The following is a 25,111-nucleotide window of genomic DNA, read 5'->3' on the forward strand; positions in this document are numbered from 1 at the left end:
TTAATGTGAAGGGGGTGAGGTAGGTGAATCACGAAATGGCCAACAACCGTATTAGCCAGCTGCCGATTGCAACGGCTGGCATTGTTCATGCATTTTCCGCGAACGGGATCAGTCTGTCCAATTACGATCATACGTTTGAACCATTCGCGAGAAGACGCCTACCTTAACCACAACGGATTGTTTTATTGTCCAGAGGGTCGCGGGCTTGTTGCCGCGGCTCTTTTTTTGTGTACGCAAGGAGGGTCTTCATCCAACAGGAGGCTCTTTAAATGATAATAGTGAACATTCAACGTATAAAAAAATACCATGCGGCGAACCTTGTTTTGGACGGGGTGACGCTGCAGCTTCAAGAGAGTGAAAAGGTCGGTCTGATCGGCTGCAACGGCAGCGGTAAATCGACGCTGCTTCGGCTTATATCGGGTCATGATGGGATCGACGAGGGGATGCTGACCGTCAAGAAGGATTTGCGAATCGGCTACTTGCCGCAAATTCCCGCGGAATTCGAAGAGCTTACCGTTTATGAGGTGCTCGCTTACGGAGTTCGGGAGCTTATGGTCACGCAGCGGGAAATGTCGGAGCTGGAGGAGCGAATGTCCGGCTCTGAAGCTGCATCGAATTCGGAAGAGATGGAGAGATTGCTGGAGGCTTATGCCCTTGCGCAAGAGCGCTTTGAACGAGGCGGCGGCTACGAGATGGATACGGCTATTGATCAAGTGGCGAGCGGATTGCAAATCGATCGGCGCAATGACGGGCGGAAGTTCGGCAGCTTGTCCGGGGGAGAGAAGACTCGTATTGTTCTGGCGTCCCAGCTGGTCGTTCGTCCGGCCTTGCTGCTGCTGGACGAACCGACGAATCATCTGGATCTTAAAGGAATCGAGTGGCTCGAGCAGTTTCTGCAGCGTTACGAAGGCGCATGCGTGATCGTGTCGCATGATCGTTATTTCCTCGATGCCGTGGGAACGAAGATGATCGAGCTGGAGGATGGCGAAGCTCATACGTACCTCACCAACTACAGCGGGTACATCAAGGAGAAGGAAGAGCGTCTTATGCAGCAGTTCGCTCAATATCAAGAGCAGCAGAAGGCGATCAAAAAAATGAAAGAAACGATTCGACAGCTGGAGGAATGGGGGCGCATCGGAGGAAACGAGAAGTTTTTCAAACGGGCAGCCTCGATCCGCAAAGCCTTGGAGAGGATGGAGACCGTGAAACGTCCCGTCTTGGAGCGGAAAACGGCGGATTTCGAGCTGTCTCCTCTTGAGCGATCCGGTCGAAAGGTCCTCGCATTCGAAGGCGTGATGAAGCAATTCGGAGGAAAAGCGATTTTGAATGGAGCAGAGGGAAGTCTGATGTACGGCGAGAAGGTCATGCTGCTCGGAGACAACGGATCGGGAAAAACGACGCTGTTCAAGCTGCTTCAGAGCGTCATGGAACCGGATGCCGGCAAGATGGAGCTGGGAGCGCGCGTGGAGATCGGTTATTTGGCGCAGCAGGAGCCGGTGAGCGATCAGAAGCTGACGGTACTCGATTATTTCCGCATCGAGGGAGGCTTGGAGGAAGGGGAGGCAAGAAGCGTGCTGGCTCAATATTTGTTCTATGGCGCCGACGTGTTCAAGCCGCTGCACATGATCTCGGGAGGCGAATGGTCGCGCCTGCGCTTAGCCTTGCTGGTGAGGCGGAAGCCGAACTTGCTTCTGCTGGATGAGCCGACGAACCATCTCGATGTCGCCTCGCGGGAAGCGCTTGAGGAAGCGCTTGAGCAATTTCCAGGCACGATATTGGCGATTTCCCATGACCGATATTTCATTAATCGACTTGCGAAGCGCGTATGGGAGCTGGAGCAAGGCAAGATTACCGCTTATCTCGGCAATTACGATGACTATAAGGTGAAACGCGGAGAAAGGCAGGTATCTGCCCCCGTGGTGCTGCTGCCGAAGCCGAAGGAAGCTAAAGAGGCTCCAGGCGGCTCGGAGCGCCATAACGAACGAAAGCGCGAGCAGGTAGAGCTCGAGATTGCCGTTATGGAAGAGGAACTAGCTCTTGCGGATATAGAATTGCACCAGCTTGATCATAGCGGCGATACCGCACGCCTTGAAGCCAAATGGCACGACAGGGAAGAGGCACAGTCCAAGCTCGATGCGCTTATGGCCTTATGGCTGGAGCTGTCGGACTCCACTCCATGAACCAAATATTTTCGTGGAAAAAGGACCTCGGACTTCACTTTAAAGTGGAGTTCGAGGTCCTCTCGCGTTGTATAAACGGGATATTTTCATGAATTTCATACAGTCTAATCGGTCCCAATCGTCTGTTAAGCGATTTTGAGTGGAAAACATACAGTCAAAACCGGCATTTTAGCCGCAGCAGGGTTTCACCGTCCATTTGACTGTATAAAATCCAACCAAACTCCGATATCGTATCGTTTCCAGCCATTTGACTGCACAAAATCCACTCAAAAGGCTAAGGCATCTCAAAATTAAAGCTGTTTCAAGAACGCTACGATCGTAAGCAAGCCTTTGTCGAAATTCTCGAGATTGAAATGCTCGTTCGGCGCGTGCAGGTTTTCGTCCGGGAGGCCGAAGCCCATCATGACGACGGGAGCTTGCAGGATGCGAGAGAACGTCTCGACGATCGGAATAGAACCGCCGTCCTTCGTGAACAGCGCACGAGTGCCGTATACTTGCTCATAAGCGTCCGCTGCCTTCTGCAGCATTGGATGCGAAGGATCCATATTGAATGCGCGGGCTTGTTCACCGCGTCGAATGACCAGCTTCGCTCCGGGCATGACATGGGACTCCAGATGTGCCGTAATCCGATCAAGGGTGAGCGCGGGATCCTGATCACCGACGAGACGGCAGGTGATCTTGGCATGAGCTTCCTTCGGGATGACGGTTTTTGTGCCTTCGCCTTGGAAGCCGCCATAAACGCCGTTCAGCTCAAGCGTCGGTCTTGCGCCCGTCCGCTCAACGAAGGAATAGCCTTCTTCCCCGTAGAGGGCTTCGAGACCAAGATTGCTTCGTAACTGCTCGTCATTGTGATTTTGCTTGAGAAATTCCGCGCGCATGTCCGAGGAGAGCTCCGGCACGCCTTCGTAGAAGCCGTCAACCGCGACTCGTCCTTGGTCGTCATGCAGGGAAGCGAGCAGAGATACGAGCGCATGCAGCGCGTTCGGAACGCCGCCGCCGAATGTGCCGGAATGCAGATCGGTATTGGCAGTCGTGATCGCGACTTCAAGCGAGCAAAGTCCGCGCAAGCCCGTCGAAATAGCCGGTTTTCCCGGAGCTAGAAGCGAGGTGTCAGATATAAGCACGACATCCGCAGCCAGCTTGTCGGCATGCTCCTTCATAAAAGCAGGCAGATTCGGGCTTGAAATCTCCTCTTCGCCTTCGATGCAAATCTTCACGTTTACCGGAAGGTCATTTTCTTGCTCCAAAAGCGCTTCAATTACTTTCATATGTAGGAACAGCTGTCCTTTATCATCCGTTGCGCCGCGCGCATACAGCTTGCCGCCGCGGATGGTTGGTTCGAATGGAGGGGTGTCCCAGAGATGCAGCGGATCAACGGGCTGCACGTCATAGTGACCGTAGATAAGTACGGTCGGTTTGCCAGGCGCGCCTAAATGCTCGGCATATACGATCGGATGACCTTTCGTGGGAATGATCTCGACCTTCTGCAGGCTGGCTGTCTCCAACTTGTCAGCCACCCATTTCGCGGCATCAATCATATCGTTCTTATGCTCGGACAATGCCGAGATGCTCGGTATCGTTAGAAATTGCTTCAACTCATCCAGATGTTGTTCCTTTTTGTTCCGAAAATAGCTCTCGTAGCTCACAGGCAGCACCTCCTCATTTATTGTAGTTTTAGTATACCTGTTCAGACGGTGAAGTAAAACTTGTCTAAATGGGAGGGAATGCCCTGATTATCTTTCGAGGCTTCGGAACCCGTTCTAATCGCCAACAAGTCGCCCATTATCATTCCATTGCCCATACATTTTGTTAGTACAGGTATGCTCGATAAATTTGGCTAATCGATTTTGAAACAAGGCAGCGTCTTGGCGCACGGACTGGATATTGTCGATCCGAATACGGACATAGAGCTCGGGCAAGCCTTGAAAGTTCTCATAGAGCACTTCGTCCTCGCGTAATTGAGCTAATATATCTTCATGAATAACGAAGGATTCAGCACTCATATCAGGCAGAACTTTACGTCCTGCCTCCGTCATTAAACCTAGTTTCTCCGTACGGCGGACGCGCTCTTTATTGAGCTCGGTCCATTTGCTCTTATTTCTGCGAGGTGAAAATCGCTGCGCTGTCTGCGTGTCGTTCATTTTTTTCTTCGTGCTGTCAATCCAACCGAAACATAACGCTTCTTCAACGAAATCCACGTAGTGTAAGGAGTAATCATTTGTAACTATCCAACAATAATCTTCCGTACCATGATTGTCGCTTAGCCATTGCCGCCACTCTTGCCGACTTTCTACATGTACGATGTTATCAATGATCATGGTTTCGATCGCCCTTCATGAAGTTCAACATGTCCAAGTAATGCTGATTGTACATGATGCCTAACACGTTACCGAACGGATCGATAACCGAAGCCGTGATGAAGCTTTCCCCGCGGTGTTGAATCGGTTCGTACTCCGCAGCTCCCATCGCTTTCAGTCGGCTTACTGTCGCATCAATATCATCCACATGCCAGTACATAATGGAACCGCCAAAGCCGGCTGTTGCTTGGGGAGGAGCATATTTGCGATTAATCAATCCCAGCTCATGCTGATAGTCGCCAACGCGGAACTCGGCATAGACGAGCTTGCCATCGGGTCCCGACCGTTCAAAGTAAGGCGCAATTCCAAGCAGCTCCGCGTACCATTTCGACGCAGCCTCCATATCTTCTGCCCAGTAGCTGATTGTTGCAAATCCTCTTAGTGTTTGGGTTGTATTCATCGTTCTTTCCTCCAATGTTTTTGTTGTTGACTTCATTGTAAGCAACAATGTCTGACAATAGTGTGTCAGTGATTCAGAACTCTTTTTTACAGTAAATATAGCAACTCTATTCTAGTTATTTATCCGGTTCAATCCTGTCCATGCATTCATACCATAATTGAAAACAGGGGAGGAATAGCTTTATGCCCATAAATGAATCGTTATGTGATCAGTTCTCAAGGATTATCGGAGGGGAATCCGGCTTTGCCGGAGGCAAATGTGTCTCTACTATTAATCGCAATGAAATAAAAGGCAAGATTCTAAGGAAAAGGTTTCGAGTTACGTCCTCTTTCTCGTTCGAGTCATTGAATGTAAGAACAGGCAAGGCCCTCTGTTTGGGTAGAGCAGCTTTCTTGCAAACGGAAGTGAATCGATTTATTAAGGCTATTCGCAATCAAGGCATTAAGGTGTCTTCTGTCCACAATGAATGGCTATTCGAGCAGCCACGTTTAATTTATATCAATATTGAAGCCGTGGACAAACCGCTTGCATTCGCTAGAAAAGTCAGACGCGCGTTACGAGCGGCAATGAAAAAGGAGCATTCCTCGAGATGAGGGATGCTGTTTTTTTGTGATTGGAGCTTACTCTGCATTATTTTTTTCTAACTTTTATTTCCCATCCCCATCCGCTCCTAATCGTTTATAATCGTAACAAAGCAAAGTCGGTAAACGAAGAGTTCCTTCGGCATGCTGTTCTGTATGGAGCTTGGAGGAAAAGGTGAGTGCAAACCATGAATAACCGAATTATCGATATAGGAGTCAACCTGATGCATCGTTCGTTTCATCAGGATCGCGAGCTGGTCGTGGAGCGGGCGGAGGCTAATCAGGTCGGTCCCTTGATCCTTACTGGAACGAGCTTGAGGAGCAGCTCGGAAGCAGCTCGTTATGCGAGCCGTTACCCAGGGAAGCTATATGCTACTGCGGGTGTCCATCCCCATGACGCCAAGAGCTGCGACGGGCAGACGATAGCTAAGCTGCGACAATTGGCGGCGAACCCTGAGGTTGTTGCCATTGGGGAATGCGGTCTAGACTATAACCGTGATTTCTCGCCGCGCGATGTCCAGAGAAAGTGGTTTGGCGAGCAGATTCGATTGGCGCATGAGCTGGACATGCCGTTATTTCTGCATGACCGGGAAGCATTTACGGATTTTATCGGAATGCTTAAGGAATGTGAGGTGAAGAATGCGGTTGTCCACTGTTTTACAGGTACACAAGCAGAGCTTAAAGCCTATCTCGAAATGGGGCTCCATATCGGGATTACGGGCTGGATATGCGATGAGCGAAGAGGCAAACATCTGAGAGAACTCGTCCGAATGATTCCACTGGACCGGCTAATGATCGAGACGGATGCGCCGTTCCTGACACCGCGTGATTTGAAGGAAAAGCCGGCTGGCGGGCGCAATGAGCCTGCATTCCTGCAGCACATTCTGCGCACCGTGGCGCACTGCGTCGGGCAGCCTGAAGAGGTGGTCGCCCAGGCAACGACGAGGACGGCGACTGCGTTCTTCCGAATTTGATCATCATAGTGAGTATAAAAAAACCGCGAAGCCTTGAAGCTTCGCGGTTTTGCGTCATTATTCGATCCATTCTTTCATTATTCTTTTATTTGTCCTCGTTACACTTAGGTTAGTAGGCACAAGCGAGGATGGCACGACGAATAGGGAATGGGAGGAATTAAGATGATGATCGCAAGATTAAGAAGAACGACAGCTATGCTATTAGCACTCAGCTTGTTCGCAAGCTTACTGCTGGCAGTGGGATTGCCGCCAAGCACTGCGCACGCGGCAGAGGATACGACGAATTTCTCAGGGGGAGACGGCACCGCCGAAAATCCTTATAAAGTGTCCAGTGCGGCTGAGTTGGGTCGTGTCACGTTGCCTGGTCCGGGAGCGTACTTCCAGCAGATCGCCCCTATTGATCTGACTGGCGACAATTGGACTCCGCTAGGATTGTTTAGCGGGCATTACGACGGCAATGGCTTTACGATCTCGAATATGACGATTGTATCTTCTGCTCAGAGTATAGGCTTGTTCTCGGAATTGAATATCGGGGCTTCGCTTAACGATGTGACTCTAGAGCAATTTACGATTCAAGCTTCAGGGTCAAATTCGTACGTAGGCGGCTTGGCAGGTCATACTTATTCGGGAGCGGATATCGTTGACAGCAGCAGCAGCGGCTCCATTTTCTTCACAGAAGGGAATTCGATCGGCGGCATAGTCGGCCTTAGTGAAGGGAAGGTCAGTCAAAGCTCAAGTGCAATTGCGATCACAACCAGCGGCGGCACCGTATATGGCGTGGGCGGTCTAATCGGAGCAAATTACGGCGATATAGAAGGAAGCAGCACAAGCGGTACTATAGTTCTGAATAATAATAACGTTTATACCGGTGGCTTGTCCGGAGTGAACGAAGCAACGGTAAGGGAAAGCTCAAGCTCCGTTGCGGTAACGCTAGAGGCAAGTGGATCGCCAGGCGGGTTGGTTGGATATAATCGCCCAGGACGTTTCATTATCAACAGCTACGCAACAGGGCAGGTGAGAGGAAACGCCAGCGCAACTGCAGGTGGCTTAGTCGGCAGAAGTTCCGGCGATATCAGCGGCAGCTATAGCACGGGTAATACCCACACTGGCTCGGGAGGCATGGCTGGCGGTTTGGTCGGCTATAAAGCTGGCGGTACGATAAACAACAGCTACAGTACAGGCAATGCAAGCGGCAGCTCCGCTGTATTCGTTGGCGGCTTCATCGGAATGAACAATGAAGGCGACGTCAATGACAGCTACAGCACAGGCAGCGCCAGCGGCGGAACGGATGCCAACGGCGGTCTGATCGGTTTTAAGCAGGGGGCAGGCAGTATTAACGATAGCTATTACTTGACCGGGAGCGGGGCTTCGTCATTTGGCGGATCGCCTAAGACTGCCGAGCAGTTGAAGCAGCAGCTAACCTTCGGCTCATGGGATTTCGATCATGCATGGAGAATCGTGGACGGATTCACGTATCCGGCACTCGATTGGCAGCCATATTCAGCTGACGAATCTACTGCTATCGATTATTTGAGCTTGACTTGGGATGTCATCAAGGGGGCTAACAGCACGGCATTGAATGTAACGGAGGATCTCGTTCTACCTGCGACAGGCGACTTTGGCTCTTCTATTACATGGAGCGCATCACAATCCGGTTACATCAATACGTCTACAGGCGCTGTGACCAGGGCAACCGATGACGACCATGAAGTGACGCTTACTGCGACGATCTCGATTGCAGGAGGTACGGTACGAACCAAGGATTTTGTCGTGGCCATTATCGAGGCTCCAAACAACAAACCGAACCGCAAAGGAGACGCAGCGGAGACGGTAGAAGCCAAAGTGACGCTAAATACGCCATATACGCTTAACCTCGGGGCGATCTTCGAGGATGCGGACGGCGACCCGCTTAGTTATAAAGTATCTGTAGGAGGCGAGGCGGCTGTAGCGGCTTCCGAGACCTATTCTTACACGCCGGTTACGGCCGATGCAGTGACGCTGGTCTTCACGGCCAGCGATGAGGAAGAGGCTTCGAATGATACGTATACGGTGGAGCTGACGGTGAATCGAAAACCTGACCGACAAGGGGACAAGACCGCTACGGCAGAAGCAACGGTGATGGTCAATACAGCGTATACGCTCGATCTCGCTACCATTTTTGAAGACGAAGACAATGATGATTTGACCTATAAGGTGTCCGTKAACSGAGCAACGGCGGCAGCTGCCGACAGCAATTATTCGTATACGCCGACGGCGGCAGGCATAACGACGCTAGCGTTCACGGCCAATGACGAAATGGCGGATTCGACAGATACGTATACGGTTGAGCTGACAGCCAATACCGTTCCCGTTCGCCGGGGGGGAATTAGCGCAGCGGCTGAGGCGACCGTGACGGTAAATACGCTCTATACATTGAATCTAGCGACGATCTTCGAGGATACGGACGGGGATGCTCTTTCTTACCTAGTTTCCGTTAACGGGGCGACGGCAGTGGCGGCAGCAAGCACCTATTCCTACACGCCAATGACGACAGCAACGGTGACGCTCGTATTCACAGCCAACGATGGCACCATCGATTCTGCAGACACGTATACGTTGGAGCTGTCCGTTAATTCTCTGCCTTCGCGCAAAGCTGATGCAAACGCGACGGCGGCGGCAGCCATAACGGTGAATGATCCGTATACGATCGATCTGGCAGCGATCTTCGAGGATGCAGATGACGATGATTTGACTTATAAAGTGTCTATTAAGGGCGCTGCCGCAATAACGGTAGTCAGCCCGTATACGTATACACCTACTTCTGCGGGTACAATGACGCTTGTGTTCAGAGCAAATGACGGATTGACGGACTCTGCGGATACCTTTACGGTGACGCTGACCGTAACTCGTCCAGCCGGAAGCAGCGGCGGGGGAAGTATCCCGCCTGCCCTGCCTGAATATGAAGTGACGCTCGCCAGCGCTGCCGGTGAAGCGAAATTACCAGTGAAAGTGGATACTGCAGCAGGCCGCGCTACTTTAGTGCTTACCAGAGAGCAGGCTAAGTCTATTTTCGCCACAGTAAATCCGACGTTAGTCCAAATGCCGGTCATTCCAGGCGTAGACCGCTACACGGTTGAGGTGCCTGCTAATATGCTCACAGGTACGACGGGTGAAGGCGAGCTCGTATTCGAGACCGATGCGGGGAGTATCACGGTTCCAGCCGATATGCTGAAGGACACGGCGAATACGGAAGGGAAGACCGCGGGCATTACGATTGGCGAAGGCAATAAGTCGGGTTTGTCACCTGAGACGGCTGCAGCAATTGGTGATCGCCCGTTGGTGGAGTTGACGTTAGAGCTGAATGGAGTGAAGGTGCCATGGAGCAATCCGAATGCACCTGTTCGTATTACCATTCCATATGCGCCAACAGCGAAGGAGCTGGAGAACCCTGAGCATATCGTTATCTGGTATATCGACGGCAGCGGCAACGTGATCTCGATTCCGAGCGGGCGTTACGATGCGAAGAGCGGAACCGTTACCTTTGTTACGACACACTTCAGCGCATACGGGGTAGCCTACGCCAAACGTACTTTCGACGATTTGAACCAAGCGGAGTGGGCAAAGCAAGCGATAGAAATAATGGCCTCCAAAGGCATCATTAACGGAATCACGACAGAAGCCTTTGCTCCTAAAGCACAGATTACTAGAGCCGATTATGTCGTGCTGCTGGTCAGAACATTAGGACTGAGTGCGGCATTCGAAGGCAACTTCGCCGACGTTTCGCTGGACGCTTATTATTACGAAGCGCTGGGCGTTGCGAAGCAGCTGGGGATTATTACGGGAAGCGGCGGCAATGAATTCCGTCCGCAGGACAATATCACAAGGCAAGACATGGCGGCGATGACGGCTCGCGCGCTAGAGAAGGTGAAAGGACTAGCGGCAGCGGCTGATACCGCAGTCCTTGATGGCTACAACGACAATGCTGATATTGCCGGATATGCGCAAGCAAGCATGGCAGCTCTAGTCCAAGAGGGACTTATCTCTGGATCGGGAGGCAAGCTGAACCCGCAAGCGCTGACGACTCGCGCGGAAGCGGCAATGTTTCTGTACCGAATATACAACCGATACGCATGATCATGAGGGGCGGGCCTGGAATAGGCTGCGCCCCTTAGTTTTCTTGTATGCCGCTGCTTATTTAACCTCCTAAATAAAAGATGTGATTTCCCTTATTTGGATTGAAGAGCAAGGTCTTCTCCTTTATAATTGGAGGTGATTCAAGAATTTGTCAACAAACTGGAGGAGTAGTCCATGTTAGTAGGAAAAGGCGCAGTACGTGAAATGGCGAATGATATCGATAAAGTAGTTAGAGAAATTGATCAGATTACACAATCCAAGATTGACCGTGTCGCTGACAAAATCGACTCCGAGCTCAACTCTTGCGGCCGTGAATTAACGAATGCCGCGACGACATTGTCTCAAGTAAAGCCGCTGATCGACAGGCTGGTCGGGCAAGTGGGACAGAACGCTCCTGACCATGTTCAGGTTCTTGTTACTTCCATTGCACAAGAGGTCATGTCCAAAGTGATCGCTGCAACAGGCAATATCGACGAAGTTCAACGCAACATCAAGGATGTTGACAAGCTGACGAACGAAATCGATAGCTTGACAGACGAAATCGACAAGCTGACGAATAAGATCGACGAGATCACTGATAAATATCAGAAATAAGGAGGCTCGTCATAATGAGCGATTACACACCGCCGGTTGGCCAGAACAACTACATGGGTGGATGGGGAAACCAGCAAGCGAAGGAAACCGCGCTAAGAATCGACCATCTGGCTGACAAAGCCAAGTTCGGCATCGAAATGCTTGGAACAGGCTTGATTGGTATTGATGCATTGGAGAAAGAGCTGATCGAGCTATCGAATGCTCCCCAAGCTCCGACTCAAGTGCAAATCAGATCGCTTGCTCATCGTCTCGATTCCCATCAGAAACAGCTTGAGCAAGGGCTGAATCGCATTAAAGATATGATGAACGATATTGACCGCGCTACGGATTCCATTCAGGGGCCGCGCACAAACTGGTAACGACATTCAGCGTACAGCCATTATAGGTTTTTATATGAGAACTAAGACCGCGAAGCATGCTGCTGCGCGGTTTTTTCGTTTTTTGTCCTTATAGTGTCTGCACTGTGCTATACTTGTATGTTATGATGTAATGAAACGGTTAGTGGAGACCGCTACAACGGATATTATAGTTGCTTGCGTGACTAATATAGGCAAGTATAACTAAGGAGACTATATGACATTTAACGATTTGAATCTTTCACCTTCGATACTAAAAGCTTTAAGCAAAGAGAACTATACAACGCCTACACCGATTCAGGAACAGTCGATTCCGGCAGTGCTGGAAGGCAGAGATTTACTTGGTTGTGCCCAGACGGGTACAGGAAAGACGGCGGCGTTTTCTTTGCCGATCATTCAGCTGTTAAGCGAGCAGAAATCGAGTCCGAACACGGGACGCCGCATTCGCTCATTAATATTGACTCCGACAAGGGAGTTGGCTATTCAAATTGCCGACAACATTAAGGCGTATAGCCAGTATACCGATATCCGTTGTTGCGCTATCGTTGGCGGCGTGTCGCAGAAGCAGCAGGAGCGTGCGCTTCAACAAGGCGCGGATATTATTATCGCAACGCCGGGCCGACTCATCGATCTCATCAATCAAAAACGTATTGATCTGCAGCATGTTCAAATTTTGGTGCTTGATGAAGCTGACCGGATGCTCGATATGGGCTTTATCCATGATGTGAAACGAATTATTGCCAAAATGCCTAGTAAGAAGCAAACCCTTTTCTTCTCGGCAACGATGCCGCCGGAAATATCGAAAATGATTAAATCGATACTCATTAATCCGGTAAAAGTCGAAATCACGCCGGTATCCTCTACGGTTGATCGAATAGAGCAATCGATTTATTTGTTGGAAAACGGGAAAAAACAAGCGTTATTGAACGACTTGCTGCAAGATAAAACGATTGCTTCGGCGTTGGTATTTACTCGGACGAAACGCGGTGCCGACCGCGTTACGCGAGATCTATCTCACGCAGGAATTACGGCACAAGCCATTCATGGCAATAAGTCGCAAAACGATCGCCAGAATGCGTTAAGAAACTTCAAGAATGGCGCAACGCGAGTACTCGTGGCAACGGATATCGCGGCACGGGGCATAGATGTGGATGAGCTTTCTCATGTATTCAACTTCAACCTTCCCGAAATTCCGGAAACCTACGTGCATCGTATTGGCCGTACGGGCAGAGCTGGAAATAGCGGAATCGCAATCTCGTTCTGCGAGGCGGAGGAGCTTTCGAACCTGAAGGATATTGAGAAGTTGATCGGCAAAAGCATTCCTGAAATGAAAGATCATCCGTATCCGATGCGGAATAAACCTGTTACCAAAGCTGCGATAGCAGCAGCGGCGGCAGCAGCTAAGCCAAAAGCTTCGAAACCGGCTGGCGCTAGACCGCCAGCATCCAAATCGAACTATGCAAAGCCGGCAGCATCCAAGTCTGACGGATCTAAGGCGAGGCCAGTGCGCAAGCCGAAGTCAGAGTGGTTTGCCAAGAGAAGCGCAACGAGCAAATAAGAAAAAGTGTTGACGTAACGATATTCCTATGTTAAATTTGTGGAAATTAAAGGCAATGTAACCATTTGGGTTCAACCTCGTGTATACGCGGTTGGGCCCTTTTTTGCGTTGTCTTAATCTACCTAATTCTAAGGAGAGTGCCCAAGAGTATGAATGAAGAAGCGATTTACCACCGTTCCAAATTTAATTGGACCTATGCTTACGATGATCGCACCCTGCATATCCGAATTCGAACGAAAAAAGCGGATATGAAACAAATTACTCTTTATTATGGCGACAAATATAGCTGGGAGCACGTAAATGATCGTATCCCCATGGTTCATTGGGTATCTGACGGTAAGTTCGATTATTGGGAGGCTGCCATACAGCCGAAGCTGCGCAGGGTAGCTTATTATTTTGCCTTGAATGATGGTGAAAGAACAGTCTACTTATCGGAGAAAGGCCTTTTTGACGAACCGCCGGTCATTTTTTATGAAGGCTTATACGATTTCCCGTTCCTAAATCCTGCTGATGTTCATAAGCCGCCGGCATGGGTGAAGAAAGCCGTGTTTTATCAAATATTTCCGGAGCGGTTCGCGAACGGAGATGCGTCCAATGATCCTGAAGGGACTGAGCAATGGGGCGGCAAGCCAACTCCCCATAACTTTTTTGGCGGCGATCTGCAAGGCATTATCGATCATCTTGATTATGTGAGCGCGCTTGGCATTAACGCGATTTATATGAATCCGGTATTCGAAGGAACGACTAACCATAAATACGATACGAAGGATTATTTGAAAGTCGATCCGCATTTCGGCACGAATGATACGTTGAAGCAGCTCGTGAAAGCGTGCCATGAACGAGGAATGCGGGTATTGCTTGACGCCGTATTCAATCACTCGGGTCACACGTTTGAACCTTTTGTCGATGTCATGCAAAAGGGAGCCTCTTCCCCTTACGCCGATTGGTTCCACATACGCGAATGGCCGCTCACCGTGAAGGATGGCCTGCCGACCTATGACACGTTCGCCTTCGAACCGATCATGCCGAAGTTGAATACAGAGAACGCCGAAGTGAAAGCGTATCTTCTGAAAGTCGCAACGTATTGGATTGAAGAAGTGGGAATCGACGGTTGGAGACTCGATGTAGCGAATGAGGTGGATCATGCCTTCTGGAGAGAGTTCCGACAAACGGTAAAGGCTGTTAATCCGGAAGCCTATATTTTAGGGGAAATTATGAATGATTCTTTGCCATGGTTGCTTGGCGATCAATTCGATGCGGTCATGAATTATCCCTTCACAAAAGCGTGTCTCGATTTCTTTGCCCACAATCGAATCGGTGCATCGGAGCTCGTTAATAGGCTCAGCGGGCAATTGACCAGCTATTCGAGACAAGTAAATGAAGTTGCCTTTAATTTGCTCGGCAGTCATGATACGGTACGATTGCTCACGCTTTGCGGCGGCAACTTAGAGCGGCTGAAGCTCGCAACGTTGTTCCAGCTTACGTTCCCGGGCGCGCCTTGTATCTATTACGGCGATGAGATCGGTATGGATGGAGGATATGATCCCGATAATCGCAAATGTATGGAATGGGATCCGGAGAAGCAGAACGGCGATTTGCTTCAGTTTTTCAAGCGGCTCATCTCCTTGCGTCACCAATATGCTGCCCTGCAAGATGGAACACTGACCTTTGTATCTGACCAGGACAACGATCAGCATTTAATATATGAGCGTCGAGACGACCGGGATCTTTTCGTGATCCTTATTAATCGTTCGCAGACCGCTTCAACCTTACGGACCACTGTATCCGGGGAAGCATGGACTGATGTCATGTCTGGGAAAGAAGTGGTTACTTCGCAAGGTCAATTGAGCTATGAGCTTCCTGCGTACGGTTACGCGATATTGCATCAACAGAAATAGTTTGTTTACTAGAAATTTTGGATTTGACTTTCCCATTGCATCCTTAAGCCGAATACCCTGAGCCGTGCAGTTAATTTTGTTGCTGCACGGCTTTTTCCGTTTTGGCGGGCGTTCGTCACGAAATGGGTTATTGATGCATAAGCTTCATTTGGAGGGGATCGGATGCTCTTTGCCCTGTTTCAGATTATCGGAGGCGTTATTCTTTCGTTCGGATGGATTCCGCAAATTGCGCAAATCATCCGAACAAAATCGGTGAAGGACTTGAATCAGAAAACGTTCTGGCTGCTATTCGCCGGCATCGGACTTATGGAGGTCTATGCGGTTAGCTTAGCGCTCGATGGCGTTGGTTATGCATTCTTGATCACGAATACGATGTCCTTGGTTCTTATTGTCTTTATCCTTGCTTTAATCTTGATGTACAGAGGTAAAGAAAAGTAAGTTTTCCTCTGGCCATTTGAATATGAAACTATTAACCTCTCTAGGTCGTTTATAATAGAGTCGTACCTAAGAGAGGAGATTATCATGATTAGGAAAGCAAGTCTGCTTGTATTTATATTTGTACTGCTGTTCGCAAATCAAACGTTCGCCTATGACGTACAGCTCCAGCCCTTCAAAGACGAAAAAGATGATTATTCGAAGGAGTCCATCTATACGTTATCGGCGCTGGGCATTATTAGCGGTTACGAGGATCGAACCTATCGACCGGAAGCCGACTTATCGAGGGAAGCGTTCATTAAGCTGCTCGTCACGGCGGCTCAATTGGATACGAGCGCTGCTGCCGCGTCCCGACTACCTGGCGATGTGGCGAAAAATCGTTGGTCTGCGCCGTTCATTTCGGTTGCCTATGAACGTGGATGGCTCGATCGTTTATTAGATAGCAAGGGATTGTTCCAACCAACGAAGACGATTACGAGACAAGAGGTTGCGATGCTGGTAGGGCAGTCGCTGCTGGAGTCGGAGAAGGAAGAGACAAGGAAGCAATGGTTGTCCACGGAGTGGAAGAAGGAACGGGATGCAAGAGCCTTCAAGGATCATTCCAGTATAACGACTGCTATACAACCTTATGTATACTATGCGGCGCACCGCGGCATTATGGAGGGCGATTCAAGCGGCTTTAAGCCGGCCGAGCCGCTTATTCGCAAGCAGGCGGCGGCTGTTATTTATCGACTATTAGACAAGCGGATATCCGAGCAGAAGGTTGATTTTACCGGCTATTATGCGGTTCAATCTTATCCTGCGATTAATCAGATGGACAAGCTCGCGAATGTAATCTTTGGTTGGTCGCACTTAGAGTATAGCACTGCGGGAACGGCTAAGCTGAATACGAGCGCGACGGTCAATCGCATTCCGAACGGTTACGAGGAGGTCATTGCTGCGGCCGATGCAGCGGGGCTCTCGAAGGAGCTAATGGTATTCGCAGACGGCAGCAGCAAGCTGGCAGACTTCTTGAAGGATCTGCCTGCACAAGCTGCCTTTATCGAATCGTTGGTAGCGACCGTGAACGATCCAGCTTACTCGTTCACCGGCGTGAGCATCGACTTCGAAGGCTTGAAGGATGCGGCAAGCGCGGCAGATTACGTGCGATTCCTGCAAGCGTTGAAGGCTCAGTTAGGCTCACGCACATTGTCCGTGGCCGTGCCTCCGATCCATTATTACAAAGGCTATGATTTGAAGGAGATCGGCAAGCTGGCAGATACCGTTATACTGATGGCTTATGACTTCACCCATGACGCGAGCAAGCTGCCTTCGGCTCCGCTGCCGCTCGTTAACGATACGGTGGCCACGGCGCTGAAGGTTATACCGAGAGAGAAGCTCGTGCTGGGCATCTCCAAGCAGGCGAATCAGTGGGTAACGACGAATGGCGTCACCGGATCTGTGCTCAGCCCAGCCATCACGGATGTAGAAAAGCGGCTGGCGATGTCAGGAGTGAAGATCTCATGGCCGATGCCTTATTTCGTGACCAAAGCGACTTTCGCGGATACGAGCAGCAGTCATGAACTATTTTATGAAGATACGCAAAGTATAGCGAAGAAGCTATGGCTCGCGAAGTATTACGGTCTGAAGGGCGTGTCCTTGTGGCATATGGGCAATTACACCCAATCGGACTGGAAGCTGGTCGGCGAGCAGGCTGCATCCTAACACCGATTAACCATATGGGCTGTCCCTATAGCTATTAGGCTTGCGGGGCGGCTCTTTCTCTTTCCTGTGAAATTATGCTATGTTGGGAGTGTAGCAGCGATTGCTTGCGGGATGTGAATTGGAGGCATGAACAGGCAATGAATAAGCGAATACTTATCGTCGAGGACGATAGCTCGATTTCGAATATTATTAAGATGAATTTGACGATCGTCGGATATGAGACCGAACAGGCGTATGATGGCATTGAAGCGCTGGAGACGATCCGCAGCGGCAAGTTCGACCTGATCCTGCTCGATGTGATGATTCCCCGTATGGACGGATTCGAGCTGATGGAGAAGATAAGGCCGCTGGAAGTTCCGGTTATTTTCTTAACGGCTAGGGAGTCGGTGTTCGACAAGGTAAGCGGCTTGAAGCTGGGAGCGGACGACTACATGGTCAAGCCGTTCGAGGCGATCGAACTGCTGGCGCGTATCGAGACGGTATTAAGGCGTTACGGCAAGGAAGATTCGGTCATTGCCTTTCACCATATTCGAGTATACTTGGACAAGCGTGAAGTGACGACGCACGATACGGTTGCTGAGCTCACACCGAAGGAGTATGAATTGCTGATCGTTCTGATCAGAAATAAGAACATCGCCTTGTCGCGGGAGCAGTTCATCGAGAAGGTGTGGGGCGGCGATTTCTACGGCGAGACGAGAACCGTCGATATGCATATTAAGTCATTAAGGAAGAAGCTCGGTCTGCAGGAGCACATCAAGACGATCTACAAGATCGGCTACAGGCTGGAGGATTAGCCGATGAAATTTTGGCAGAAAATATGTCTGTTCTCTATTATTACGTTCATCGTCATATTCAATGCAGCTTCCATCATGGTCATCGAACGAAACCATAGCAAAATGCTGCTGCAGGAGATCAACAACACGTTGAGCGCGAACATGAGCATTAACTCAAGCGTGAACGCGATCGTGCCGATCCTGCGCATTTACGATTCCATTGATTACGAGAAAACCGTGCTTACGAATATCGCTCAGGAGTTCGTGGAGAAGAACAGCGGCCAGGGCAACTACCTTGAAATTGCGGGCGACCAGAACAAAACGATCTATAGTAACCTGGACTTTGACATGCCGGCAGACCGCGAGGAGCAGAAGGGGCTGCAGCCGGACGAGATCAAATATATTTTGAGAGATATCGACAGCCGTACTATGCTCTTCACAACGAACGTAACGGACATTAATCAGAAAAGCTATGTATTCACCTACGTCAAGGATGTTTCGCCGCTTTATGCGGAACGGGTGGAGCAGTACCGGTTATTCATTCAAATCGACATTGGCGCATGCTTGCTCTACATGATCGTGATGTTCTTCATCAGCAAAGGGCTGACGAAGCCGATCGAGAATATGGTTCGTACAGCCAAGGAGATCGCTCAAGGTCAGTTCTCGGAGCGGGTACAGCTGAAATCCCGTGATGAAATCGGCATATTGGCGACTAATTTCAATGAGATGGCATCGGTCGTCGAGGATAAAATCATCGAGCTGGAACGCAACAACAGCGCACAGCAGCGTTTCATCAATAATATTACCCATGAGCTGAAGACGCCGTTAACGTCGATCATTGGATATGCCAATTATATGCGGACGACCAAATACGACGAGGCGGCTTTTCTTGAAGGGGTTAACGTGATTTACAATGAGGGCAAGAGGCTCGAGGCGTTGTCGACGAAGCTGATGGATTTGATCCTGCTGACCGACAGACAGCCCCTGATGAAGCCGGACAACTTGAAGGATATTGTAGCGGAGATGGAATCTTCGCTCAGGTTAATTGCCAGCGCGAAGGCGATCGAGCTTGAGCTGCTGTGCGAGGATAGTCCTTTGCTGGCTGAGAAGGATTTGATTAAGGTCATCATATTCAATCTAGTGGACAATGCGGTCAAAGCTTCAAGCGAGAAGGGACGAGTCACGATCCGTACGGCAATGCAAGGAGAGGCATGCGTGCTTGAAGTCGCGGATGAGGGTAAAGGAATTGCCGAGGAGCATATCGCCAACATATTCGAGCCGTTCTATATGGCGGACAAAGCTCGAACGAGGAACAACAATGGAGCGGGGTTAGGGCTGTCGATCTGCCGGAGTATTGCGGAGCTTCATCATGGCGTGATCGAAGTGGCCAGCGAGCTTGGGCGAGGCACAACGATACGGGTTGTTTTCGGGCAACCAAACCGTGCAATCGAGGTGAGCGGAACATGAGAATGATCGCAACGCTGCTCGTTGTTTCGATATTCAGTATGCTGCTCGCCGGATGCGGCAGCTTCTACTCGAGTATTCCGAAAAATACCGTCATGGTCAAAAAAATCAATCAAGATAAGCCGGCCGAAGAGGTGGAATATAACGGCGTGCTTTCGGAAGAGTCCGTCAAGATGCTTAGCGTTAATGCGGTGAACAAATACTTTGGCCATAATCTGTCGGTGGACGATATATTGATCGAGACGACCTCTATGGATCAACAGCAGATCAAAGCGGTATTGGCGGATGCGACGAACGATATGAAAATGAAGCTGGGATTTCTAGTTGAGTATAAAGAGCAATTAGGCGAGGTCGCTAACGGCATCTACATGTCCACGATCGTTAACAAATACGATTCCGAGGATATATACGGCGTCGTCATGAACGCGAAGGATGGCGAAGTTGTCGGCCTCTCGAGAGTGGACGCAGAGAAACGTCCAACGTCCGTAGATAAAAAATTTGATATTAACGGCATGGTAGCCAAAGCAGATCAATTCATCGAGACGATGGGCGATTATACGCAGAGCGCATTGGAATGGGATGACAGCTACTATTTAAGCGGATATGTGACGGAATTGTACTATAAGAAAAAGGATAGCGACGTCGTTGAGTTAAGTGTGCTGATTAACACACTMACTGGCGAAGTTGTAGGCTTCTACAAAGATATTATGACCATCCTGCAGCTATGGATCGGCAAGCGAATGTACGAAATATCCAAGTAAGGAAAAAGAGACTGATTTTAGTCTCTTTTTTTTGCGTTTTTTTGATATTTTACAACTTCATTACAAGTCTATCTCACTTCTAATATGCCGCTTCGTTACACTAGCAGCATGTCACCGACGAAGATGGGAGAGTAAGCAATGACAAGAAATAGAAGGACGAAGCTCGTAGCCGTAACAGCCTTAGCGGTCATTACGCTTTCGATGATGACCGCATGTGACGGACGGGACGCGGACCCGCAGGCACAGGCTCAAGGAGCAAGCGGGACGAAAGCAGAAGGTTTGCCTCCAAAGAAGACGCCGTTGAAAGAAACAATGGCTGATGTAATAGAAGCGGACAAAGTCGCGTACGATTGGACGATTAAAGCATTGGTCAATCGGGAACATCCTCTCGAAGAATCCGAGGTGCCGGAAGACTTGGTGAAGGTGGAGGTGCCAACGGTGCTCGAGAATCCCGAAGTGAATCAACTGAGAGAGGAGCCGGCTGCGGCACTTAAGCAATTGTTCGCCGGGGCGGAGAAGGAAGGACATAAGCTGTATGCCCGTTCAGGCTATCGCTCCTTCAAGACGCAAGATGCGCTGTTCGCCGGTTATGCCAAGCAGGCGGGAGAGGAAGCAGCGAATCGTTATAGCGCGAAGGCAGGCCAAAGCGAGCACCAAACAGGACTTGCGATGGACGTAACGAGCGAAAGCGTATCGCTCAAGCTGACGGAAGATTTCGGCGAGAAGGAAGAAGGGAAATGGTTAGCGGCCCATGCTCACGAATATGGATTCATCATTAGATATCCGAAGGGCAAGGAAGACATTACCGGTTATATCTATGAACCATGGCATATTCGGTACTTAGGTATCGAGCTGGCGACTAAGGTGTTCGAGAGCGGACTGACCTATGAGCAATATGTGGATGAGGAGCAACAATCATGAGACGGGGAAAAGGGATGTGGAGGAAGAGGCTGGGAGCAGGAGTAATCTCATTGGCAATCATCGGAGCGGCAGTTGGCGTTGCTGTTTGGATACAGGGATATGAGGGCATCGTCGGCGCAAACAAGGGCGATGGCGAAAGCAAGAAGCCGCAGGCGTTGACGGTGGTGGAGCAGGGTCAGGAATCGGAGCAAGAAAAATCCGGCGACATTACGATTCAGCTTGCAGCCGTCGGCGATATTATGTTCCACAATACGCAGCTAGAGAGCGCATTAGTTGATGCAGGCAGCTATGATTTTAAGCCGGTATTCGAAGTGGTGAAGCCGATCATAGAAGAAGCGGATGTCGCGATCGCGAACTTTGAGACAACAACGGCTGGCAAGGACAAGTATCCTTACTCCGGATATCCGCGCTTCAACTCGCCTGATGAAGCGGTAGATGCGCTGCAGGAAGCGGGTTTCGACGTAATGACTACGGCTAACAATCATAGTCTCGATACAGGTAAGGACGGCGTCATTCGAACATTGGACACGATTCGCAATCACGCTATGGACACCGTCGGTACGTATGCGAGCCGGCCGGAATCGAGGGTGCTGATGAAGGAGGTTAAAGACATCAAGCTTGCTTTTTTATCCTATACGGAGCATGTCAATGGACTCGAGAGTATGCTTACGGCGGACGAGCTGGATGCCATGATCAATGTCGTGGATGAGCAGAAGATGAAGGAAGACATCGCATATGCAAAGGCGCAAGGAGCGGATCTTATCGTTGCATCGATCCACTGGGGCAATGAATATGAGCGCGAGCCGTCCGGCAGGCAGGAAGAGCTGGCTCAGATGCTGGCCGACTCCGGCGTTGCTATTATTCTTGGCAGCCACCCGCATGTCATTCAAAGATCGGAATGGCTGGACCAAACGTTTGTCATCTATTCAATGGGCAATTTCATATCAAATCAACGGGCCGAGACACTCGATAATGTGTACACGGAGGACGGCGTCATTGTTCGCTTCGAGATCAGCAAAAACCTCGAGACGGGCAAAACGGTCATTAGCAAGGTCGATTATGTTCCGACATGGGTGTATCGGGATAAGGAGCAAGGCGGCTCCGTATACACGTACAGGGTTTTGCCTGCGGAAGGCTACAAGGATAATAAGTCGGTTTCAGATGCTTTCAAAACAAGAATGGAACGCTCTTATAAAGATACGATGTCGCAAATGGATGTGAACGCGAATGCAAGTTAAATCGAGAAAAATAGGAAATATGAATAGAGACTTGATAGGTAGGAAGCGAGGTCGTTCGCGGCTTCGCGCTCTCATACTGTTGCTTGGTATTATCGCTTTGGCTATTATTCTTTGGCCTTCTTATGACCAGGACCCGCCTGTGCATACGAATGGCGACTCCGCTCTATCTGGAGTCTCGAATGAGTTGGAGAATGCCGGCGGATCTTCTTCGCCTTCGGAAGCCGAGCTACCTGGGTTTACAATCGTAATTGATGCCGGTCACGGCGGGAAGGACCCTGGAGCAAACGGGGCAAGCGGTAAAGAGGAGAAAGATTTTACGTTGTCACTGGCTCAGAAGGTGTATGCGCTGCTTGAGGAAGACCCGCTGTACAATCCGTACATGACGCGCACGGACGATACGTTCATCGAGCTGGAGAATCGCACTTTATATTCGAATGAGCTGAATACCGATGCTTTCCTATCCATCCACGGCAATACGTATGAGGATTCGAGCGTCACCGGGATGGAGACCTATTACGATGCGGCTAGCAGCTTTCCGCTGGCGAACATCATTCATAGGAAGCTTGCCGAGACGACCGGCTTTCCCGATCGGGAAGTCAAGCAGGAAGGCTGGAAGGTGCTTGATGGAAATGAGAGTCCTTCTATTCTCATGGAGCTCGGGTTCCTGACCAATCCCCAGGAAGAAGCGCAAATGCTGGACGAAGCTTGGCAAGACCAAGTGGCTCAGGCGATTGTGGATGGGTTGAAGGAGTATTTTTCTAATGCGGACGGCGCAGATGTTAGCGGAGAATTGCCGTGAATGCGCAATATCATCCCTTTCGTCTTAATCTTCGGAATCACTCCTCACGAGCAAGCATACATTTTGAAGGAAAATGGATAGCTATTCGCTTGAGTTGAGGAGGTCATTTAATGAAATGGTTTCAAAAGATCGCGGTAGCGCTGTTCGCGATCATCCTATTCGCGTCCACGTTAGGCCCGATTCCTAGTGCGTCCGCGATAGCTCGCATACTCACGTACAGCGTTTATGAAGGTGGGGATGTTTGGGCAGGGCAAAAACCGCTGAGCGTTCCTTATCTGATTGCCGGTCGGACGTATCGTTTCTCTTATACGGATGACAGTCATTTCACGACGACGGAGATACCAAGAGTGGATTTTGCTTTGGACAATAATCCTTCCTGGTTCAGAGCGCCTGGCTCTGGAGCGATTTTTCAAATTCCGATTGATCCCGCTTACTTGTCGGTAAGGCTTCGTTTGGGCGTTCTATTCAAACCTTTTATAGGCGACAACAGCTATGACGAACGGATTCTTGGTCCCTACAAGGTGCTGCAGCCAAGTTCTCCTTCGGATTTGGTCGCAACACCTAACAATGACGGCACGGTGAAAATTACGTGGACGGATCATACGAATATGGAATCTTATTACGAGATCAAGCGCGACGGTCCAGACGGGACGAAGACGTTCGTGGTAAGCAATACGGAAGACTATATCGGGCCGCTTGTTTACGAGGATAAGGCAACGGCGAAGAAAAACGATATTATTTATGCTTATACGGTTACACCGGTTGTAGACAAATACACGTTAACGGATGCGGAGTCGCTTGGTTGGATATCGACGCTTGTCCGGACGAAGGTTCGATTGAATATAGACCCTGATATCTTCGGGCCGATCGATATTATTATTGATTTACCAGATGTCACTTCACCTATCATTAAGCCGGATACACCGATTATTAAGTTGGATCCTAAATTTATGGAAATATGGAGCAAGGAACTCGTAAACATCGACAAGATTGTTCTGAACCGTATTAGCTTGAACAAAAACGCAATAACGCTGCAGAAGGGACAAAGCGAAACGCTGACGGCGACCATTCTGCCTGCTAACGCAGTGAACAAGAAGGTCGTGTGGAGCAGCGCGAATCCGGATATTGCAACGGTGGACAGCTCCGGCAAAGTAACAGCGGTTAACCCTGGTATTGCCAAGATTATCGCCAAGTCGGACGTTGGCGGATACAAGGATATTTGCACCGTTACGGTTGAAGATCCTACGGCGGGCTCCGGCAAGTTCCTTGATACAGTGGGCCACTGGGCCGAAGATGAAATTGCTACCGCAGTGAAGCTTGGCTTCGCCAGCGGCTACACAGACGGCAGCTTCAAGCCGAATGGCGGCATTACGCGTGCTGAATTCGCTACGCTGTTAATTAAGGCGTTGAATCCCGCCGTTGCGGGAGCGCCATTAACCTTCAAAGACAAAAACAAGATCGCTGCTTGGGCGCTTCCTTATGTAGAGAAAGCCGTAGCGTTAGGCATTATTAGCGGCTATACCGACGGCACGTTTCGACCGGGTGCGGGCATCACCCATACGGAGATGGTGTCCATGGTCGTCCGCGCTTCGAAGCTGGCGCTGTCCACGGGCGCATCTACTGGCTACGCGGACGAATCGGCTATTCCGAAGTGGGCGAAGGATAGTGTTGCCACAGCTGTGAAGCATAACATGATCCAAGCGGAAGCCACGCCTGGCAACAAGTTCGCTCCGGCAGCGCCATCGACTCGCGCGGAATCCGTATCGGTCATACTGGGGATGCTTCTCGCTATGAACCCGGTATAAGTCAGTAAGGTATGAACAAAATAACTGGAAAATGTACCGTTATTACGGCTCTACTTGCCTATTTTCATGATTAGATGGAATTTCTCCTGTTAATAACTCTGTATTTCGGTCGAATTGGTGACTGTGGCGAAATTAACATGAGGAATCCCTGTTATTCCAAATCAATAGGTCATTTCCGAAAAAATAACAGGGGAAATTCC

At 49.9% G+C, this 25,111-nt stretch carries 21 protein-coding genes; 18 read left to right on the plus strand and 3 right to left on the minus strand.

The features are described from left to right. The first annotated feature begins 23 nt into the window (after positions 1 to 23). Together AC1DF0_RS24025 and abc-f are read left to right on the plus strand one after the other, a co-directional pair. Positions 24 to 167 carry a hypothetical protein gene (locus AC1DF0_RS24025; RefSeq protein ID WP_307206274.1) on the plus strand — a complete coding sequence of 48 codons (144 nt, stop codon included), beginning with the start codon at positions 24 to 26 and terminating at the stop codon, positions 165 to 167. A gap of 102 nt (positions 168 to 269) precedes the next feature. Further along, positions 270 to 2,180: a ribosomal protection-like ABC-F family protein gene (abc-f, locus tag AC1DF0_RS24030; RefSeq protein ID WP_477575572.1), complete on the plus strand. Its 1,911-nt coding sequence runs from the start codon at positions 270 to 272 to the stop codon at positions 2,178 to 2,180. A gap of 290 nt (positions 2,181 to 2,470) precedes the next feature. Here the strand turns inward: abc-f and AC1DF0_RS24035 are convergent, their stop codons facing one another. From AC1DF0_RS24035 to AC1DF0_RS24045, 3 genes are all read right to left on the minus strand, one after another. Continuing rightward, positions 2,471 to 3,826, minus strand: a complete 1,356-nt coding sequence (locus AC1DF0_RS24035) for a dipeptidase (RefSeq protein WP_477575573.1) — start codon at positions 3,824 to 3,826, stop codon at positions 2,471 to 2,473. A gap of 114 nt (positions 3,827 to 3,940) precedes the next feature. Beyond that, positions 3,941 to 4,498, minus strand: coding sequence for a YdeI/OmpD-associated family protein (locus tag AC1DF0_RS24040; protein ID WP_477575574.1), 558 nt, complete (start codon positions 4,496 to 4,498; stop codon positions 3,941 to 3,943). Continuing rightward, entirely contained in the window at positions 4,488 to 4,937 is a 450-nt protein-coding gene (locus tag AC1DF0_RS24045) for a VOC family protein (RefSeq protein WP_477575575.1), read from the minus strand. Before AC1DF0_RS24045 ends, AC1DF0_RS24040 begins: the two co-directional genes overlap by 11 nt. Positions 4,938 to 5,119: 182 nt before the next feature. Between AC1DF0_RS24045 and AC1DF0_RS24050 the strand changes: the two genes are divergently transcribed. The 16 genes from AC1DF0_RS24050 to AC1DF0_RS24125 all read left to right on the plus strand — a co-directional run bounded on the left by AC1DF0_RS24050 (position 5,120) and on the right by AC1DF0_RS24125 (position 24,911). Beyond that, positions 5,120 to 5,530 carry a DUF1259 domain-containing protein gene (locus tag AC1DF0_RS24050; RefSeq protein WP_477575576.1) on the plus strand — a complete coding sequence of 137 codons (411 nt, stop codon included), beginning with the start codon at positions 5,120 to 5,122 and terminating at the stop codon, positions 5,528 to 5,530. 176 nt (positions 5,531 to 5,706) lie between these two features. Beyond that, positions 5,707 to 6,492, plus strand: coding sequence for a TatD family hydrolase (locus AC1DF0_RS24055; protein ID WP_477575620.1), 786 nt, complete (start codon positions 5,707 to 5,709; stop codon positions 6,490 to 6,492). A gap of 162 nt (positions 6,493 to 6,654) precedes the next feature. Continuing rightward, positions 6,655 to 10,605, plus strand: a complete 3,951-nt coding sequence (locus tag AC1DF0_RS24060) for an S-layer homology domain-containing protein (protein WP_477575577.1) — start codon at positions 6,655 to 6,657, stop codon at positions 10,603 to 10,605. A gap of 174 nt (positions 10,606 to 10,779) precedes the next feature. Then, positions 10,780 to 11,199, plus strand: coding sequence for a hypothetical protein (locus AC1DF0_RS24065; protein WP_442051441.1), 420 nt, complete (start codon positions 10,780 to 10,782; stop codon positions 11,197 to 11,199). A gap of 14 nt (positions 11,200 to 11,213) precedes the next feature. Next, entirely contained in the window at positions 11,214 to 11,558 is a 345-nt protein-coding gene (locus AC1DF0_RS24070) for a hypothetical protein (protein WP_442051440.1), read from the plus strand. 214 nt (positions 11,559 to 11,772) lie between these two features. Further along, positions 11,773 to 13,113 (plus strand): DEAD/DEAH box helicase, encoded by a 1,341-nt coding sequence (locus AC1DF0_RS24075; protein ID WP_477575578.1) that lies wholly within the window; start codon positions 11,773 to 11,775, stop codon positions 13,111 to 13,113. 149 nt (positions 13,114 to 13,262) lie between these two features. Then, positions 13,263 to 15,011 carry an alpha-glycosidase gene (locus tag AC1DF0_RS24080; protein WP_477575579.1) on the plus strand — a complete coding sequence of 583 codons (1,749 nt, stop codon included), beginning with the start codon at positions 13,263 to 13,265 and terminating at the stop codon, positions 15,009 to 15,011. Positions 15,012 to 15,173: 162 nt separating this feature from the next. Further along, positions 15,174 to 15,449 (plus strand): PQ-loop domain-containing transporter, encoded by a 276-nt coding sequence (locus AC1DF0_RS24085; protein WP_477575580.1) that lies wholly within the window; start codon positions 15,174 to 15,176, stop codon positions 15,447 to 15,449. 84 nt (positions 15,450 to 15,533) lie between these two features. After that, a complete protein-coding gene (locus tag AC1DF0_RS24090; RefSeq protein ID WP_477575581.1) occupies positions 15,534 to 17,150 on the plus strand; it encodes a glycosyl hydrolase family 18 protein in 1,617 nt (538 codons plus the stop codon). A gap of 137 nt (positions 17,151 to 17,287) precedes the next feature. Continuing rightward, positions 17,288 to 17,944, plus strand: a complete 657-nt coding sequence (locus AC1DF0_RS24095) for a response regulator transcription factor (RefSeq protein ID WP_477575582.1) — start codon at positions 17,288 to 17,290, stop codon at positions 17,942 to 17,944. A gap of 3 nt (positions 17,945 to 17,947) precedes the next feature. Then, positions 17,948 to 19,390 carry a sensor histidine kinase gene (locus AC1DF0_RS24100; RefSeq protein ID WP_442051434.1) on the plus strand — a complete coding sequence of 481 codons (1,443 nt, stop codon included), beginning with the start codon at positions 17,948 to 17,950 and terminating at the stop codon, positions 19,388 to 19,390. After that, the gene (locus AC1DF0_RS24105) at positions 19,387 to 20,148 is read left to right on the plus strand and encodes a hypothetical protein (RefSeq protein ID WP_442051433.1); all 762 of its coding nucleotides are present in this window, start codon (positions 19,387 to 19,389) and stop codon (positions 20,146 to 20,148) included. Before AC1DF0_RS24100 ends, AC1DF0_RS24105 begins: the two co-directional genes overlap by 4 nt. A gap of 138 nt (positions 20,149 to 20,286) precedes the next feature. Further along, complete coding sequence (locus AC1DF0_RS24110; protein ID WP_477575583.1) at positions 20,287 to 21,069, plus strand: M15 family metallopeptidase; 783 nt, start codon at positions 20,287 to 20,289, stop codon at positions 21,067 to 21,069. Next, on the plus strand, positions 21,066 to 22,307 hold the full coding sequence (locus AC1DF0_RS24115; protein ID WP_477575584.1) for a CapA family protein: 1,242 nt from the start codon (positions 21,066 to 21,068) through the stop codon (positions 22,305 to 22,307). The genes AC1DF0_RS24110 and AC1DF0_RS24115 overlap by 4 nt, the downstream gene beginning before the upstream one ends. Further along, positions 22,297 to 23,106, plus strand: coding sequence for an N-acetylmuramoyl-L-alanine amidase family protein (locus AC1DF0_RS24120; RefSeq protein WP_477575585.1), 810 nt, complete (start codon positions 22,297 to 22,299; stop codon positions 23,104 to 23,106). The genes AC1DF0_RS24115 and AC1DF0_RS24120 overlap by 11 nt, the downstream gene beginning before the upstream one ends. 110 nt (positions 23,107 to 23,216) lie before the next feature. Continuing rightward, complete coding sequence (locus AC1DF0_RS24125) at positions 23,217 to 24,911, plus strand: S-layer homology domain-containing protein (RefSeq protein WP_477575586.1); 1,695 nt, start codon at positions 23,217 to 23,219, stop codon at positions 24,909 to 24,911. The last annotated feature ends 200 nt before the right edge of the window (positions 24,912 to 25,111 follow it).

The sequence above is a fragment of the Paenibacillus sp. 05T425 genome, from assembly GCF_056396205.1.

Coding starts and splice junctions, on each gene's coding strand:
- AC1DF0_RS24125 (WP_477575586.1), top strand. CDS start 23,217: ATGAAATGGTTTCAAAAGATCGCGGTAGCGCTGTTCGCGATCATCCTA.
- AC1DF0_RS24115 (WP_477575584.1), top strand. CDS start 21,066: ATGAGACGGGGAAAAGGGATGTGGAGGAAGAGGCTGGGAGCAGGAGTA.
- abc-f (WP_477575572.1), top strand. CDS start 270: ATGATAATAGTGAACATTCAACGTATAAAAAAATACCATGCGGCGAAC.
- AC1DF0_RS24040 (WP_477575574.1), bottom strand. CDS start 4,498: ATGATCATTGATAACATCGTACATGTAGAAAGTCGGCAAGAGTGGCGG.
- AC1DF0_RS24070 (WP_442051440.1), top strand. CDS start 11,214: ATGAGCGATTACACACCGCCGGTTGGCCAGAACAACTACATGGGTGGA.
- AC1DF0_RS24045 (WP_477575575.1), bottom strand. CDS start 4,937: ATGAATACAACCCAAACACTAAGAGGATTTGCAACAATCAGCTACTGG.
- AC1DF0_RS24050 (WP_477575576.1), top strand. CDS start 5,120: ATGCCCATAAATGAATCGTTATGTGATCAGTTCTCAAGGATTATCGGA.
- AC1DF0_RS24090 (WP_477575581.1), top strand. CDS start 15,534: ATGATTAGGAAAGCAAGTCTGCTTGTATTTATATTTGTACTGCTGTTC.
- AC1DF0_RS24095 (WP_477575582.1), top strand. CDS start 17,288: ATGAATAAGCGAATACTTATCGTCGAGGACGATAGCTCGATTTCGAAT.
- AC1DF0_RS24100 (WP_442051434.1), top strand. CDS start 17,948: ATGAAATTTTGGCAGAAAATATGTCTGTTCTCTATTATTACGTTCATC.
- AC1DF0_RS24075 (WP_477575578.1), top strand. CDS start 11,773: ATGACATTTAACGATTTGAATCTTTCACCTTCGATACTAAAAGCTTTA.
- AC1DF0_RS24120 (WP_477575585.1), top strand. CDS start 22,297: ATGCAAGTTAAATCGAGAAAAATAGGAAATATGAATAGAGACTTGATA.
- AC1DF0_RS24110 (WP_477575583.1), top strand. CDS start 20,287: ATGACAAGAAATAGAAGGACGAAGCTCGTAGCCGTAACAGCCTTAGCG.
- AC1DF0_RS24085 (WP_477575580.1), top strand. CDS start 15,174: ATGCTCTTTGCCCTGTTTCAGATTATCGGAGGCGTTATTCTTTCGTTC.
- AC1DF0_RS24055 (WP_477575620.1), top strand. CDS start 5,707: ATGAATAACCGAATTATCGATATAGGAGTCAACCTGATGCATCGTTCG.
- AC1DF0_RS24080 (WP_477575579.1), top strand. CDS start 13,263: ATGAATGAAGAAGCGATTTACCACCGTTCCAAATTTAATTGGACCTAT.
- AC1DF0_RS24065 (WP_442051441.1), top strand. CDS start 10,780: ATGTTAGTAGGAAAAGGCGCAGTACGTGAAATGGCGAATGATATCGAT.